Source organism: Streptomyces sp. NPDC037271 (assembly GCF_055603605.1).
Map to the genome: position 1 here is coordinate 275,733 of NZ_JBVJVN010000006.1, position 14,955 is coordinate 290,687.

At 70.8% G+C, this 14,955-nt stretch carries 12 protein-coding genes; 3 read left to right on the plus strand and 9 right to left on the minus strand.

Annotated elements, in window-relative coordinates:
* The first annotated feature begins 137 nt into the window (after positions 1-137).
* Positions 138-668, plus strand: a complete 531-nt coding sequence (locus ACZ7G3_RS14730; protein WP_470925758.1) for a hypothetical protein — start codon at positions 138-140, stop codon at positions 666-668.
* A gap of 216 nt (positions 669-884) precedes the next feature.
* Here ACZ7G3_RS14730 and clpB read toward each other — a convergent pair whose 3' ends face one another.
* A complete protein-coding gene (gene clpB / locus ACZ7G3_RS14735) occupies positions 885-3,482 on the minus strand; it encodes an ATP-dependent chaperone ClpB (RefSeq protein WP_470925760.1) in 2,598 nt (865 codons plus the stop codon).
* Between the two features lie 309 nt (positions 3,483-3,791).
* A complete protein-coding gene (locus ACZ7G3_RS14740) occupies positions 3,792-4,127 on the minus strand; it encodes a hypothetical protein (protein WP_426599232.1) in 336 nt (111 codons plus the stop codon).
* 363 nt (positions 4,128-4,490) lie between these two features.
* Here ACZ7G3_RS14740 and ACZ7G3_RS14745 point away from each other — a divergent pair, with 363 nt between their 5' ends.
* Positions 4,491-5,462, plus strand: a complete 972-nt coding sequence (locus ACZ7G3_RS14745; RefSeq protein WP_470925818.1) for a helix-turn-helix transcriptional regulator — start codon at positions 4,491-4,493, stop codon at positions 5,460-5,462.
* 23 nt (positions 5,463-5,485) lie between these two features.
* Positions 5,486-6,478, plus strand: coding sequence for a helix-turn-helix transcriptional regulator (locus ACZ7G3_RS14750; protein WP_470925819.1), 993 nt, complete (start codon positions 5,486-5,488; stop codon positions 6,476-6,478).
* On the opposite strand, the gene ACZ7G3_RS14755 is transcribed toward ACZ7G3_RS14750, so the two are convergent.
* From ACZ7G3_RS14755 to ACZ7G3_RS14785, 7 genes are all read right to left on the minus strand, one after another.
* Positions 6,441-7,490: a helix-turn-helix transcriptional regulator gene (locus ACZ7G3_RS14755; RefSeq protein ID WP_470925821.1), complete on the minus strand. Its 1,050-nt coding sequence runs from the start codon at positions 7,488-7,490 to the stop codon at positions 6,441-6,443. The two genes, ACZ7G3_RS14750 and ACZ7G3_RS14755, sit on opposite strands and share 38 nt — an antisense overlap.
* A gap of 151 nt (positions 7,491-7,641) precedes the next feature.
* The gene (locus tag ACZ7G3_RS14760) at positions 7,642-8,760 is read right to left on the minus strand and encodes a sugar ABC transporter substrate-binding protein (RefSeq protein ID WP_470925762.1); all 1,119 of its coding nucleotides are present in this window, start codon (positions 8,758-8,760) and stop codon (positions 7,642-7,644) included.
* A 174-nt stretch (positions 8,761-8,934) separates the two neighbouring features.
* Positions 8,935-9,390, minus strand: a complete 456-nt coding sequence (locus tag ACZ7G3_RS14765; protein ID WP_426520905.1) for a heat shock protein transcriptional repressor HspR — start codon at positions 9,388-9,390, stop codon at positions 8,935-8,937.
* 4 nt (positions 9,391-9,394) lie between these two features.
* Entirely contained in the window at positions 9,395-10,588 is a 1,194-nt protein-coding gene (gene dnaJ / locus ACZ7G3_RS14770) for a molecular chaperone DnaJ (RefSeq protein WP_470925765.1), read from the minus strand.
* A gap of 42 nt (positions 10,589-10,630) precedes the next feature.
* Entirely contained in the window at positions 10,631-11,317 is a 687-nt protein-coding gene (gene grpE, locus ACZ7G3_RS14775; protein ID WP_426599236.1) for a nucleotide exchange factor GrpE, read from the minus strand.
* The gene (gene dnaK, locus ACZ7G3_RS14780) at positions 11,314-13,170 is read right to left on the minus strand and encodes a molecular chaperone DnaK (RefSeq protein WP_470925767.1); all 1,857 of its coding nucleotides are present in this window, start codon (positions 13,168-13,170) and stop codon (positions 11,314-11,316) included. The genes grpE and dnaK overlap by 4 nt, the downstream gene beginning before the upstream one ends.
* A 95-nt stretch (positions 13,171-13,265) precedes the next feature.
* Entirely contained in the window at positions 13,266-14,891 is a 1,626-nt protein-coding gene (locus ACZ7G3_RS14785; protein ID WP_470925768.1) for an undecaprenyl/decaprenyl-phosphate alpha-N-acetylglucosaminyl 1-phosphate transferase, read from the minus strand.
* Between the last annotated feature and the right edge of the window lie 64 nt (positions 14,892-14,955).

The window sequence follows — 14,955 nt, forward strand, 5'->3', positions numbered from 1 at the left end:
GTGAATTTCCCTTCGTACGGATCTGGCCATCCTCCCCCATGCGGGGAGGGGCGTGGCAAGCCCGCCGGGGGCCTGTCAGCCTTGGGCTGACATGATCCGGCCGGACGGGTGGACGTGCGGCGGACAGGGGCGGGGGCATGAGACGGACACCGAACGCGCCGACGGGGCCCGGAGGCGCCGAGGAGGTGCCGCGGGGGCGGACCAGGTGGGGACTGTCCGCGGCGCTCGTGACGCTGTCGGCGCTGGTCCTGCTTCCGTTCCTCGTCGTTCTCGTGGGCCTCGTCCTGTCCGAGTCGGACGACCGGGACGGCGGCGGCCGGGCGTCCGGCGTCGTCCCCTGCTCCGAGGTGCTCGCGTTCGGCGGGGCCACCCTGCCGGACGGCGCCCGGCCGGTCGGCACGTGCACACTCCAGAGCTTCCAGGACACTCATTACAGCGCGGCCTTCCGCATGCCGCGCACGGGTGTCCAGAACTGGCTCGCGCACACCTACCCGGACGCCTCCGGACCCGAGACCGAGTTCTGCGCGGACGACGACGCGGATCTGTGTCTGGATCCGGACTACACGCGGGGTCTGCCGGACGGCGTGGACGCCCACGCCGTCCGGGTGAGCGTGGTGTACGAGGACGCCGGCACCGCCCTGGTGCGGTTCTCCGCATTCACCGTGTGAGGTGCGTTCACCGCTGAGCGCGTTCACCGCGTGAGCGCGTTCACCGCGTGAGCCCGTTCACCGCTGAGCGCGTTCACCGCGTGAGCCCGTTCACCGCTGAGCGCGTTCACCGCGTGAGGCGCGGCGGCCCGCCGCCCGCCGGGGATGACGGGCCGACCCCGGCCCGGTGCGACGGACGGACGGACGGGCCGGGCCGGCCCGTCCGCCGCACCGGTTCTACAGCGTCTTCCCGCTCGCCGGCCCCACGACCAGGTCGTCGCCGAAGCGGTCCACGCGAACCGTGTCGCCGTCCTTGATCTCGCCGGAGAGGATCTCCCGGGCGAGCCGGTCGCCGATCGCGGTCTGCACGAGGCGGCGCAGCGGGCGGGCGCCGTACGCCGGGTCGTTACCCTCCTCCGCCAGCCAGGCCAGGGCCTCGTCGGTGACCTCCAGGGTGAGGCGGCGCTCGGCGAGGCGGCGGGCCAGGGCGTTGATCTGGAGCCGCGCGATCCGGCTCAGTTCCTCCTTGTCCAGCGCCGAGAAGACCACGAGGTCGTCGAGGCGGTTGAGGAACTCCGGCTTGAAGGACGCCCGGACCACCTCCAGGACCTGCCGCTTCTTCTCCGCCTCGCCGGTCGTCCGGTCGACCAGGTACTGGCTGCCGAGGTTGGAGGTGAGGACGAGGATGGTGTTGCGGAAGTCGACGGTACGGCCCTGCCCGTCGGTGAGGCGCCCGTCGTCCAGCACCTGGAGCAGGATGTCGAAGACCTCGGGGTGCGCCTTCTCCACCTCGTCGAGCAGCACGACGGTGTACGGCCGGCGCCGCACGGCCTCGGTGAGCTGGCCGCCCTCCTCGTACCCGACGTAGCCGGGTGGGGCTCCGACCAGCCGGGCGACGCTGTGCTTCTCGCTGTACTCCGACATGTCGATGCGGACCATGGCCCGCTCGTCGTCGAAGAGGAAGTCGGCGAGCGCCTTGGCCAGCTCGGTCTTGCCGACGCCGGTGGGGCCGAGGAAGAGGAAGGACCCGGTGGGCCGGTCGGGGTCGGCGATCCCGGCGCGGCTGCGGCGCACGGCGTCGGAGACGGCCTCCACGGCCTCCCGCTGCCCGATGAGCCGCCTGCCCAGCTCGTCCTCCATCCGCAGCAGCTTCTGCGTCTCGCCCTCCAGCAGCCGACCGGCGGGGATGCCGGTCCAGGAGGCGACGACGTCCGCGATGTCGTCGGCGCCGACCTCCTCCTTGACCATGGTGTCCTTCGCGACCTCCTCCTCGGCCTCGGAGGCGGCCTCCAGGTCACGCTCCAGGGCCGGGATCTCGCCGTAGAGCAGCTTGGACGCGGTGTCGAAGTCGCCGTCGCGCTGGGCCCGCTCGGCCTGCCCGCGCAGTTCGTCGAGCTTCTCCTTCAGCTCACCGACCCGGTTGAGGGACTGCTTCTCCTTCTCCCAGCGGGCGGTGAGGCCGCGCAGCTCCTCCTCCTTGTCGGCGAGGTCGCGGCGCAGCCGCTCCAGGCGTTCGAGGGAGGCGGCGTCGGTCTCCTTGCCGATCGCCAGCTCCTCCATCTTCAGCCGGTCGACGGCGCGCTGGAGTTCGTCGATCTCGACGGGGGACGAGTCGATCTCCATGCGCAGCCGTGAGGCGGCCTCGTCGACGAGGTCGATGGCCTTGTCGGGCAGGAAGCGGGAGGTGATGTACCGGTCGGACAGCGTGGCGGCGGCCACCAGCGCGCTGTCGGCGATCTGCACCTTGTGGTGCGCCTCGTACCGCCCCTTGAGCCCGCGCAGGATCGCGATGGAGTCCTCGACGGTCGGCTCGGCGACCAGCACCTGCTGGAAGCGTCGCTCCAGCGCCGGGTCCTTCTCGATCCGCTCCCGGTACTCGTCCAGCGTCGTCGCCCCCACCATGCGCAGCTCACCGCGCGCGAGCATGGGCTTGAGCATGTTCCCGGCGTCCATGGCGGAGTCGCCGCCGGCCCCGGCGCCCACGACGGTGTGCAGCTCGTCGATGAAGGTGATGATCTGCCCGTCGGAGTCCTTGATCTCGGCGAGGACGGTCTTCAGCCGCTCCTCGAACTCACCCCGGTACTTGGCCCCGGCGACCATCGCGCCGAGGTCCAGCGCGACCAGCCGCTTGTTCTTGAGCGACTCGGGCACGTCCCCCTTGACGATCCGCTGGGCGAGCCCCTCGACGACGGCGGTCTTGCCGACGCCGGGCTCGCCGATGAGGACGGGGTTGTTCTTGGTACGGCGGCTGAGCACCTGCACCACGCGCCGGATCTCCTGGTCCCGCCCGATGACGGGATCGAGCCTGCCCTCCCGGGCGGACGCGGTGAGGTCGGTGCCGAACTTCTCCAGGGCCTTGTACTGACCCTCGGGGTCGGCGGTGGTCACCCTGCGCCCTCCCCTCGCCTTGCGGAAGGCCTCCTGCAACTTCTTCGCACTGGCACCCTGCCCCTCCAGTACCTCACCGGCCGCGCCGCCCTTCGCGGCGATGCCGAGGAGCAGGTGCTCGGTGGAGAGGTACTCGTCCCCGAGATCCTTGGCGCGGGCCTGGGCGTCGGCGACCACCGCGAGCATCTCACGGCTGGGCTGCGGCGGCGCGACCGTGGACCCGGTCACGCTGGGCAGCCCGGCGACGATGCGCTCGGCGCCGGCGCGCACGGCCGCGAGGTCGGCCTCCACGGCGACGAGCAGGTCGGTGATGTTCTCGTTGTCCTGCCCCTGGAGCAGGGCCAGGAGCAGGTGGGCAGGGGTGAGGTCGGCGTTCCCCTCGGTCACGGCCCGGTTGCTGGCCGCGTTGATCGCGTCCCGGCTCCGGTTGGTCAGCTCGGCGTCCACGTTCTGGCTCTCCTCCTCGCGTCGGCCGTCGGCGGTCCGGCCGGGTCTCCCAGTGCTGACTCAGACAACGTACACAAAGTTGAGTCTATTCCACTCAAGGGAAACGGGCGCGGGTCCCCTCGGCCGGTACCAGGGTCGTCTCGCACGACTGGCGAAGCCGCGACGCGAGGGCCTTTTCAGCCAGGATCGGAACCATGTGATACCGCGAAATGTCCACGCAAACGACAGCGGCGTCACCGTGTTCAGGTCACGGTGACGCCGCTGCCGGGGGGAAGCACCTGAGCGATCTGTTACGACGGGGGAATCGCGTCAGGCACTGCGGGGGGTGGCCGAGATGGTCCTCACTTCGGGGACCTCCGGCTGCGCGAGCCGGTGGTCCCTCTGGTCCAGGTTCACAAAGATCATTCCGTACCGGATGGCACACCGCACGGGCTGCGGTGCCCCTCGCGGCCGCCGGAGGCACCGGTACGCCCGTACGTCGCCGTCCTCGTCCAGCGTGACGACGACCGGCTCACCGAAGACGGTCACCATCAGGGAGTCACCGGGGTGGGGGACCGCGGTGACCAGGTCGATGAAGTGCCAGCCGGAGCGGTAGGCGGTAGCCATCTCGCGCCGGAAGGAGCGGTCGTCGGGTGGTGTCGTCATGTCACGACCACGCACTGTCGTCCGTGGTGGCTTCTCCGTCCCCGCCGGCGGGCGAGGCGTTCACCATCGCCAGTGACCAGGCGCTGTCCGCTCGAGCGTCACCCTTCTCGACGGAGAGGCCACTCAGTGTTCCGAAGGCCACAACGGCGGAGAAGGCGGCGACAAGCACCGAGCGAAGCATTCTCTTAGACATAGTCGGCTTCGTCCTCACTTGAAGGTCCCCTCTTCCCCCGTCGGATAAGACGATGGCTCATTCAGGCACGTCATGGCCACACAATCGGTGCATCATGTTCCTGCACGTTCAGGACCCTGGGGGGTGGAGACTTGACAACAAATCAGTCCAAAACGATACATCCCCATGCCATTACTGAACTGTGTGAGGAGGGCGGACGCCTCTACGCGAACGCCCTGCGGACCGGACGTATTGCCCGCGGGGAGGCGGAGTCCGTCCCCTGCCTGATGGAGTTCGCGCTCCTCCACCCCGATCCCGACGACGCGAACTGGCTGCTCCCCGTGGCTCCCGCGGTCGCCCTCGCCCGACGGCTGAATCCCATCGAGTACGAGATCTCCGAACGCAGGCGCACCTCGATCGAGCTGGCCGCGGCCTTCGAGCCCTTCATGGCCATCAGCGCCCAGGGCGCGGCACCGACGCACTCGATCACCGTGCTGGAGGGTCTCGACCGCATCAACGCCGCCCTCGACCTGGCCACGGACCAGTGCCTGAGCGAGATGCTCACGGTCCAGCCGAGCGCACGGCACCCCGAGCGCAGGCTCATCGAAGCCCTGGAACGCGACAGGACGCTGATAGAGCGGGGGGTGCGGATCCGGACCCTCTACCAGCACACGGCGCGGTACAACCCCGAACGCCTGGCCTACGTGGACCAGTTCCCGAACGGGAAGGCCGAGTACCGCACCATCGACGAGCTGGTCGAACGCCTCGTCATCTGCGACGAGGCCGTGGCCTTCATCCCCATCCGGGACGACCGGCAGGTCGCCCTGGAGATCCGGCACCCGGGCCTGGTCAGCTACCTGATCAAGGTGTTCGAGTTCATCTGGAGCCGAGCGGTCCCCCTCACCGCCGGCGCCCCCTACGAAACGGCTCCCGACGGCATCACCGACATCCAGCACTCGATCGCCAAGCTCCTCGTGGAGGGCCACGTCGACGAGGCCATCGCCCGCCGCCTGGGCATGAACGTGCGCACGTGCCGAGCCCACATCGCGAAACTCGCGACGGTCCTCGGCAGCGGCAGCCGCGCCCAGCTCGGCTACCTCATAGCCCAGTCGGGGATCCTGGAACAGGGGCAGCAAGGACCCGTGGGAGAGGGCCACCCGTGACCGAGGAGACGTACGACCGGCAGATGGCGGCCGACCCCTCCGTCCCGCACCCCGCGCACGGCCCGGAGGACCTGTGCGCCGTGGGGACGGAGGTGTACGTACGGGCCCTGCGGGAAGGACGGCTGCGCGCGTCAGCCGCACAGCCGGCACCCTGCCTCGCCGCTCACGGCCTGCTGCGGCCCGCGCTGGACGACGTGGAGTGGCTGGAGCCGGTGGCACCCGCCGTGGCCCTGCACAGGCTGCTGCGCGCTTCGGAGGACCGCGTCGCCGACGAACGCCGACGGTCGGAGCAACTGGCCGCGAAATTCGAACCGTTGATGCGGGTGAGCGGGCGGTACGACACCCCGCCGGCCGACCCCCTGATCACCGTGCACAGCGACAAGGAGCACATCAGCTCCATCCTCGACGCGGCCATGAACGCCGCCACCGAGGTCCTGGCCATTCAGCCGCACAACAGCTACGCACCGTCCAAGACCCGCTACAGGGACGCCGCGCTGCGGCGCGACCAGGACCTGCTGGACCGCGGCGGCCGCATCCGGGCCATCTACCAGCACACCCTGCGCCACGCGCCACCGATCCTCGCGCGCTACGAACAACTCCGCGGTGACGTCCAGGCCCGCACCCTGGACGAGGTCACGGACCGCCTGATCCTCATCGACCGCACGGTGGCCTTCATCCCCGCCAACACCGACCGCAGCCTCGCACTGGAGGTCCGCCAGCCCGCCCTCGTCTCCTATCTCACCACCACGTTCGACCGCCTGTGGCGCCTGGCCACCCCCATGCACCCGCAAGCCGTCCACCAGCCCACCCTCAACGGCATCACCCCCCGCCAGCGAGCCATAGCCGCACTCCTCGTCGAAGGGCACACCGACAACGTCATAGCCGACCGCCTCGGCATGAACGTCCGCACCGCCCGCGTCCACATCGCCAAACTCGCCGCCACCCTCGGCAGCGAGAGCCGGGCACAGCTCGGCTACCTCATCGGGCGGTCGGGGATCCTGGACCGGGAACCCTGACGGCGGCGGGAGGCGGCGTGCTCCGCGGGGAGCCGTCCAGGCCGGCCTGGGCTATGCGCACCCCCAACTGCGTCCGGCTGGCCGCGCCCAGGGTCTCCGAGAGACGGGCGATGTGGGCACGGGCGGTGCGGACGCTGATGCCCAGCCGTTCCGCGATCACCGCGTCCTGGTGGCCCTCCGCCAGGAGCGCCGCGATGGACTGCTCGCGGTGGGAGATGCCCTCGATGCCGGTGTCGGGGAGCGGGGCGGCCAGGGGGATCGCGAGGCGCCACAGGCGTTCGAAGACCGTGACCAGGTAGGCGATCAGGGCGGGGTGGCGCAGCTCGAGGGCCATCGTGCGGTCGGTGTTGGCGGGGATGAAGGCCACCGTGCGGTCGAAGAGGATGAGGCGGTCGATGACCTCGTCCAGGGTGCGGGCCTCCACCGTGTCGCCCATCAGGTCCAGGTAGTTGAGCAGGCCCTGCCCGTGCCGGGCCACGTGCGTGTACAGGTCCCGCATCCGCACCCCGCGCCCGCGCAGTGCCAGCGCGCGGTGCAGTCCCTCCGACAGTTCGTGCTCACGCCGGATGCCGCCGGGCTGGACGGTGAGCACCTCCGTCGTGCACGCCTGCGTCGCCTCGTCCATCGCCGCGTGGATGCGGGCCAGGCCGTCGAGGACCCGGATCGCCGCGCCCCCGGCCGCGGCCGGCGTCTGCGTCTGCGTCTGCCGTCCGAGATCCGCGTAACGCTCGAAGGCCTCCACCGCGGAGCCCACCCGTCGCTGACTGGCGCTCACCTCGTCGTGGACCCCGCGCAGCAGCCGTGTCATGACCTCCTGCGGGGAGGTCGGCACCAGCCAGTCCATGTCGTCCGGGTCGGGGTGCAGCAGGGCCAGCTCCAGCAGGCACGGCACCGGCTCGGCGTCCCGGCGCGGCACCCGGCCGCGCCGTACGGCCCGGGAGTACATGCGGTCCCCGGCCGCGCACAGCCGGTCGGCACCGTGTGGATGCTCATCCGCCCCGTGCCCGGCCATCGCCCATCCCACCCCCGGTTCCGGCTCCTTCCGCAGCGCAACTATGCGCGGCCCGGACCGGGTCCGCAACACGGCTCCGCAGGGAACGACGGCCGGAAAACGCTGGTTGCGGCCACTGTGCCCGGCGCGGTGTGCCGGGGACGGAGCGGGACTACTTCAGCCCGATCTCCGCGCAGTCCTCCGCGTACTTGGCGGTGCAGATGTCGGAGACCTTGTAGAAGCCGTCCGCGACGACGGTCTGCTCGATGTTCTCCCGCGTCAGGGCGACGACGGGCACGAGCTGCGCGGGGATGCCCTTGTGGGTGGGGCTGTCGACCTTGTCGCGGGCGAGCGCGTCGAACTGGATGTCCCGGCCCTGGACCCGCGCCACGGCCATCTCCGCGGCGCTCTCGGCCTCCTGCGGGTAGGACTTGTACACGCTCATGTACTGCTCGCCGGTGACGATCCGCTGCACCGCGGCGAGTTCCGCGTCCTGGCCGGTGATCGGCGGCAGATCGGTGACGCCCGCGTCCTCCAGGGCCTTGATGATGCCGCCCGCCATGCTGTCGTTGGCGGAGTAGACGCCCGCGATGTTCTTCTTGCCGATCTTCTCGATCGCCTCGATCATGTTCGCCTCGGCGTTCTGCGCCTTCCAGTCCTTGGTGTCGAAGGACTGGGCGATCGTCACCTTGCCGGTCAGCTGGGCCAGCGCCCCCGCCTTGAACTGCTTGGCGTTCGGGTCGGTGGGCGAACCGTTCATCATGACGATCTTGTCGGAGCTGTCCGCGTCGCTGCCGAGCGCCTCGATGAGGGAGCGGCCCTGGACCTCGCCGACCAGCTCGTTGTCGAAGGAGATGTAGGCGTCGATCGGGCCCTCGGCCAGCCGGTCGTAGGCGATGACCGGGATGCCGGCGTCCTTGGCCTTCTGCACGCTGCCCCTGATGGACTTGGCGTCGACCGCGTCCAGGACGATCACGTCGACCTTGTCGTCGATCATCTGCTGCATCTGGGCGGCCTGCTTCGAGGGGCTCGCCTCGGCGTTGGCGTACTTGACGTTGCCCTCGTCGCGCGTGAGGTCGGCGATCTTCGCCTTGAAGAAGGGGTAGTCGAACTGCTCGTAGCGCGTGTTGTCCTTCTCCGGAAGCAGCAGTCCCACCGTGATGTCGTTGCCCTTGGTCGGGCTCGCCGCGTCACTGCTCTCCGACGCGTCCAGCGCACCGCAGGCGGCCAGCGAGAAGGTCATCATGGACGCGGCCACGGATATGGCGATACGACGGGCACGGCTGTTCACTGCGCTTACCTTCCGACACACGGGTGTTGTGGTGACCCAGGTGAGGGAAGCCAACGCTGTCTTCACGAAATCGTCAAGAAGTACTAGACCAATGAGACATCACCGTTGCGAACAGGCCCGGAGGTCCGGTCGAACCCCCGGGCCCGTCACAGCCGTTCTGCCTGGTACGGCCGGTCAGTCCGGGGACTGACCGCGCCGCTTCGGCCGCCACACCACCAGCGCGCTGGTCTGCTGTACCTCTTGGTACGGAACCAGGTCGCGGCGGTACGAGGCGTGCACCGCCGCTTCGCGCTGGCGCATCGCCGACGCCGCGCCGTCGAGGGCGTCCTGCAGCTCCGCCATGCGGGCCTGGAGCGCGGCGACCTGGTTCTCCAGTTCGATGATGCGCTTGATTCCGGCCAGGTTGATGCCCTCGTCCTGCGACAGCTGCTGCACCGTGCGGAGCAGTTCGATGTCGCGGGCCGAGTAGCGCCGGCCGCGGCCGGCCGTGCGGTCCGGGGAGACCAGGCCGAGGCGGTCGTACTGGCGCAGGGTCTGCGGGTGCAGGCCGGAGAGCTGGGCCGCCACCGAGATGACGTAGACCGGGGTGTCCTCGGTCAGTTCATACGGATTGCGTCGACGACCGTCCATCCCGTCAAGCTCCCTTCGCGGCCTGGAACAGCTCCGCCCGCGGGTCCTCGTCCGCGGTCGCCTCGCGATACGCCTCCAGCGCATCACGAGCCTTCCCCGTCAGGTCCCTCGGAACACTCACCTCGACGGTGACCAGAAGGTCACCGCGGGTGCCGTCCTTGCGGACCGCGCCCTTGCCCCTGGCGCGCATGGTGCGGCCGCCCGGGGTGCCCGCCGGCAGCTTCAGCGTGACGGGCGGGCCGCCCAGCGTCGGGACCCGGACCTCGCCGCCGAGGGCGGCCTCGGCGTAGGTGACCGGGACGGTGACGGTGAGGTTGTCGCCCCGGCGGCCGAAGACGGGGTGCTCCTTGACGTGCACGACCACGTACAGGTCGCCCGCCGGGCCACCCCGCTCGCCCGGCGTGCCCTTGCCGCGCAGCCGGATGCGCTGCCCGTCGGAGACCCCGGCCGGGATGCGGACCTGCATCGTCCGCGAGGACTTGGCGCGTCCGGAGCCCTTGCAGACGTCGCAGGGGTCCTCGGCGATCAGGCCGCGGCCCTTGCAGTCCGGGCACGGGTCGGTCAGCGAGAAGCCGCCGCCCGAGCCCCGGGCGACCTGGCCGGTGCCGACGCAGGTCGGGCACACGCGCGGCGTGCCGTTCTTGTCGCCGGTGCCCGAACAGGCCTTGCAGGGCGCCTGCGAGGACATCCGCAGCGGGACCGTCGCGCCCTCGATGGCCTCCGTGAAGCTCAGGGTGACCTCGGACTCGATGTCCTGGCCGCGCCGCGGCTGGGTCCGCGTGCCGGTGCCGGGACCGCCGCCGGTGCGGTTGAACAGGCCGCCGAAGACGTCGCCGAGCCCGCCGCCGAAGCCGCCGGCACCCTGGCCCCCGCCCTGGGCGCCGCCTCCGAAGAGGTCGCCCAGGTCGAAGTTGAACGTGCCGCCGCCGCCCGCGCCCGGCCCCGGGCGGAAACCGCCGTTGCCGAAGAGGGCGCGGGCCTCGTCGTACTCCTTGCGCTTCTTGGGGTCACCGAGGATGTCGTTGGCCTCGGAGATCTCCTTGAAGCGCTCCTCCGCCTTGACGTTTCCCTTGTTGGCGTCCGGGTGGTTCTCGCGGGCGAGCTTCCGGTACGCCTTCTTGATCTCGGCCTCGGTGGCGTCCTTGGGGACGCCGAGAACCTTGTAGTAGTCCTTCTCGATGAAGTCCTTGGTACTCATCCCCGACGTCCCTCCTCTCGCGCCTCTTTCGTCACTTCAAGCTCAGCCCTCGTCCGGGCCACCGCTCTCCTTGGTGCCGGCGTTCCCCGCGTTGTCCGCGGAGTCGGAGCCGTCCGTGGCCTCGGTGCTCTCCTCGGCCGGTTTGACCGTCTGCGCACCGGGCTGCGGCTCGGCGACCGCCACCCGCGCGGGGCGGATGGTGCGCTCGCCGATCCGGTACCCGGGCTGCAGGATCGCCACGCACGTCGTCTCGGTGACGTCCGGTGCGTAGGAGTGCATCAGGGCCTCGTGGATCGTCGGGTCGAAGGGCTCGCCCTCCTTGCCGAACTGCTGGAGGCCCATCTTCGCGATGGTCGTCTCCAGCGACTCCGCGACGGACTTGAAGCCGCCGACGAGTTCGCCGTGCTCCCGGGCCCGGCCGATGTCGTCGAGCACGGGAAGCAGCTCGGACAGGAGGTTCGCGACGGCGACCTCCTTGACCGCGACGCGGTCCCGCTCGACCCGGCGCCGGTAGTTCTGGTACTCGGCCTGGAGCCGCTGGAGGTCCGCCGTGCGCTCGTTCAGCGCCGTGCGCACCTGGTCCAGCTGGGCCAGCAGGCCCGCGTTCTCGCTTGCGTCCCCGGCCGGGGCCGCCCCCTCTTCGGAGGCGGCCTTCGGCTCGGCGTCGTCGGGAGTGGCGCCGGAGGGGACGTCGGGCTTCTCCTCGAAACCCGGGGTCTCCTCCGTCACGCGGCACCGTCCTTGCGCTCGTCGTCCACGATCTCGGCGTCGACGACATCGTCGTCCTTGTCACCGGAGGCGGCACCGGCACCCGCGCCCGGGGCCTCGCCGCCGGCGGCCTGCGCGCCCTGGGCGTCGGCGTACATGGCCTGGCCCAGCTTCTGCGAGACGGCGGCGACCTTCTCCGTGGCCGTGCGGATCTCGGCGGTGTCCTCGCCCTTGAGCTTCTCCTTCAGCTCGGCGACGGCACCCTCGACCTCGGTCTTCACGTCGCCCGGGACCTTGTCCTCGTTGTCCTTGAGGAACTTCTCCGTCTGGTAGACGAGCTGCTCGCCCTGGTTGCGGGACTCGGCGGCCTCGCGGCGGGCGTGGTCCTCCTCCGCGTACTTCTCAGCCTCCTGGCGCATCCGGTCGACCTCGTCCTTCGGCAGCGAGGAGCCGCCGGTGACGGTCATCTTCTGCTCCTTGCCGGTGCCGAGGTCCTTCGCCGTGACGTGCATGATGCCGTTGGCGTCGATGTCGAAGGCGACCTCGATCTGCGGGACGCCGCGGGGCGCCGGCGGCAGACCGGTCAGCTCGAACATACCGAGCTTCTTGTTGTACGCCGCGATCTCGCGCTCGCCCTGGTAGACCTGGATCTGCACGGAGGGCTGGTTGTCCTCGGCGGTGGTGAAGATCTCCGAACGCTTCGTCGGGATCGTCGTGTTCCGCTCGATCAGCTTGGTCATGATGCCGCCCTTGGTCTCGATACCGAGGGACAGCGGGGTGACGTCGAGGAGCAGGACGTCCTTGACCTCGCCCTTGAGGACACCGGCCTGCAGGGCGGCGCCGATGGCGACGACCTCGTCCGGGTTGACGCCCTTGTTGGCGTCCTTGCCGCCGGTCAGCTCCTTGACGAGCTCGGCGACGGCGGGCATACGGGTGGAGCCACCGACGAGGACGACGTGGTCGATCTCGGACAGCTGGATGCCGGCGTCCTTGATGACGTTGTGGAACGGCGTCTTGCAGCGCTCCAGCAGGTCGGACGTCAGCTGCTGGAACTGGGCGCGGGTGAGCTTCTCGTCCAGGTGCAGCGGGCCCTCGGCGGACGCCGTGATGTAGGGCAGGTTGATCGAGGTCTCGGTGGACGAGGACAGCTCGATCTTGGCCTTCTCGGCGGCCTCGCGCAGGCGCTGGAGGGCCATCTTGTCCTTGCCGAGGTCCACGCCGTGGCCGGACTGGAACTGCTTGACCAGGTAGTCGACGACGCGCTGGTCCCAGTCGTCACCACCGAGGTTGTTGTCACCGTTGGTGGCCTTCACCTCGACGACGCCGTCGCCGATCTCCAGCAGCGAGACGTCGAACGTACCGCCACCGAGGTCGAAGACCAGGATGACCTGCTCGTCCTTGTCCAGGCCGTACGCCAGCGCGGCGGCGGTCGGCTCGTTGACGATGCGCAGGACGTTGAGGCCCGCGATCTCACCGGCCTCCTTGGTGGCCTGGCGCTCGGCGTCGTTGAAGTACGCCGGGACGGTGATGACCGCGTCGGTCACCTTCTCGCCCAGGTAGGACTCGGCGTCCCGCTTCAGCTTCTGCAGCACGAAGGCGCTGATCTGCTGCGGGTTGAAGTCCTTGCCGTCCAGGTTGACCTTCCAGTCGGTGCCCATGTGGCGCTTGACCGAGCGGATGGTCCTGTCGACGTTCGTGACCGCCTGGCGCTTGGCCACCTCGCCGACCAGCACCTCACCGTTCTTGGCGAAGGCGACGACGGACGGCGTGGTCCTGGCGCCCTCGGCGTTGGTGATGACGGTGGGCTCGCCGCCCTCCAGAACGCTGACGACGGAGTTAGTCGTGCCCAGGTCGATGCCGACCGCACGTGCCATGGTGAATAACCTCCAGCTGACTTGAGTGGAACAGGCTCAAGTGTGCACGACACCCCCCGCCGGGTCAACAGAGGTGAGTCGAGCTCACTCAACTCTTATCCGTTCCTTACGCGCAACGACGCGCTGACCTGGGCTTTCTCGGCGCGCCTGGCCTGCCGAACCGGGAAAATCGACGCCCGGGAGGGCGTACGGGCCGGGGTACCGGTCACCTCGGAGAGCCCCTGAGGCTCCACCCACCGCTGCGGCCGGAGCTGCGCCCGGGACTGCCCCGGCGCCTTCGCCCGCGCCCGGGGGCGCTCCTGCGGCTGCGCCTGGATCCGAGCCCGGGGCCGCGCTTGGTCCGGCGCTTGGCCCTGCGCCTGGTCCTGCGCCTGGTTTTGCGCCTGGTTTTGCACCCGGTCCTGTACCCGGGACGGCGTCTGCCCCTGCGCCCGGGCCGGCACCTGGGCCGACGCCTGGCCCTGCGCCTGATCCCGCACCCGGACCTGCGTCTGCCCTTGCGCCTGATCTCGCACCCGGACCTGCGCCTGGCCTCGCACCCGGACCTGCGCCTGGCCTCGCACCCGGACCTGCGCCTGGCCTCGCACCCGGACCTGCGCCTGGCCTCGCACCCGGGCCCACCCCCGCGCCCCGGGCCGCGCCTGCGCCCGTGCCCGTGCCCGTGCCCGCCCCCGCGCATACCCAGGAAACTCCGCGCGAGTCCCGTACGGCGACGTGCGGGCGACCCGGGTGTCCGCCCCCGCGCGCCGCTTCGGCGGCTCGTACACCCGCACCCGCAGCAGCGCCGCCACCCCGGCGACCGCTCCGCCCGCCAGCCACAGCACCACCGTCTCCTCCACCCAGCGGGTGTGCACGAGCACGCCCACGAGTACCCCGCAGAACGCGGCCGCACCGAGGACCACCACCGCGCCCTGCGGAGTGAGTCCGAGCCGCCGCAGCCGGTGCGCGAGGTGGTCGGGCCCGCCGCGCAGCAGGGGGCGCCCGGCCAGCCGGCGCGAGAGGAGTACGAGGACGGCGTCGGCGGTCGCCAGAGCGGTCAGCGCGAACAGCACCGCCACGCCGGCCCCGGGCGCGTGCCCCGCCCGGGTGAACACGGCCGCCCCGGCGAGCAGGAAACCCGCGAACAGCGACCCGCACGCCCCGAGCGCGATCCGCGCGGGATGCCGGTTGTGCAGCAGGAACCCGGCCAGAGCGGCGGCCAGCGCGCTCAGCAGCACCGCCAGCCCGTCCATCAGCTCCGCGGCGGCACAGGCACCGATACCGAAGGCGGTCACCACACCCACCGTGCCGGCCACCCCGTCGGCGTGGTCGAGCCCCCGGAAGGCGGCGGTGACCAGCGCCATCCAGCCCACGGCAAGCGCCCCCAGTACCGGACCGGTCTCGCCGTACGGCACCACGCACGCCGCCGCGACAGCCGTACCGGCGACCAGCCACCGCAGCCGCAGCCGCCAGACGTCGGCGGCCAGGCCGAGCGCGCCGACGGCGGCCCCGGCCACGAGCAGCCGGCCGACCCCGGTCCCGAGCGGTACGGCGCCGGCCCGGTCCCCGGCCCACGCGACCAGCCCGGTGACGAGGACCACGGCCACACCGCCGAGCAGGGGGACGGGCCGCTGCCGTCGCCGGTCGACGAGGGAGAGGCGCAGGGCGGGCCCCCTCAGCAGCGCGGTGAGCAGGGCGGCGAGGAGGAAGGAGGCGGTGGCTGCAGCGATCCCGTAGAGCACGGGCACAACCTATGCCCGAATCAGGCTGAATATCATGATTTGCGACGAATGGCGCGTCCGACTC

Bases quoted from the DNA above. Each gene is read 5' to 3' on its own strand.
- ACZ7G3_RS14750 (WP_470925819.1), top strand. From the start codon at position 5,486: ATGGCGGCCGACCCCTCCGTCCCGCACCCCGCGCACGGCCCGGAGGAC.
- ACZ7G3_RS14730 (WP_470925758.1), top strand. From the start codon at position 138: ATGAGACGGACACCGAACGCGCCGACGGGGCCCGGAGGCGCCGAGGAG.
- dnaJ (WP_470925765.1), bottom strand. From the start codon at position 10,588: ATGAGTACCAAGGACTTCATCGAGAAGGACTACTACAAGGTTCTCGGC.
- ACZ7G3_RS14755 (WP_470925821.1), bottom strand. From the start codon at position 7,490: ATGGCCGGGCACGGGGCGGATGAGCATCCACACGGTGCCGACCGGCTG.
- ACZ7G3_RS14765 (WP_426520905.1), bottom strand. From the start codon at position 9,390: ATGGACGGTCGTCGACGCAATCCGTATGAACTGACCGAGGACACCCCG.
- dnaK (WP_470925767.1), bottom strand. From the start codon at position 13,170: ATGGCACGTGCGGTCGGCATCGACCTGGGCACGACTAACTCCGTCGTC.
- ACZ7G3_RS14740 (WP_426599232.1), bottom strand. From the start codon at position 4,127: ATGACGACACCACCCGACGACCGCTCCTTCCGGCGCGAGATGGCTACC.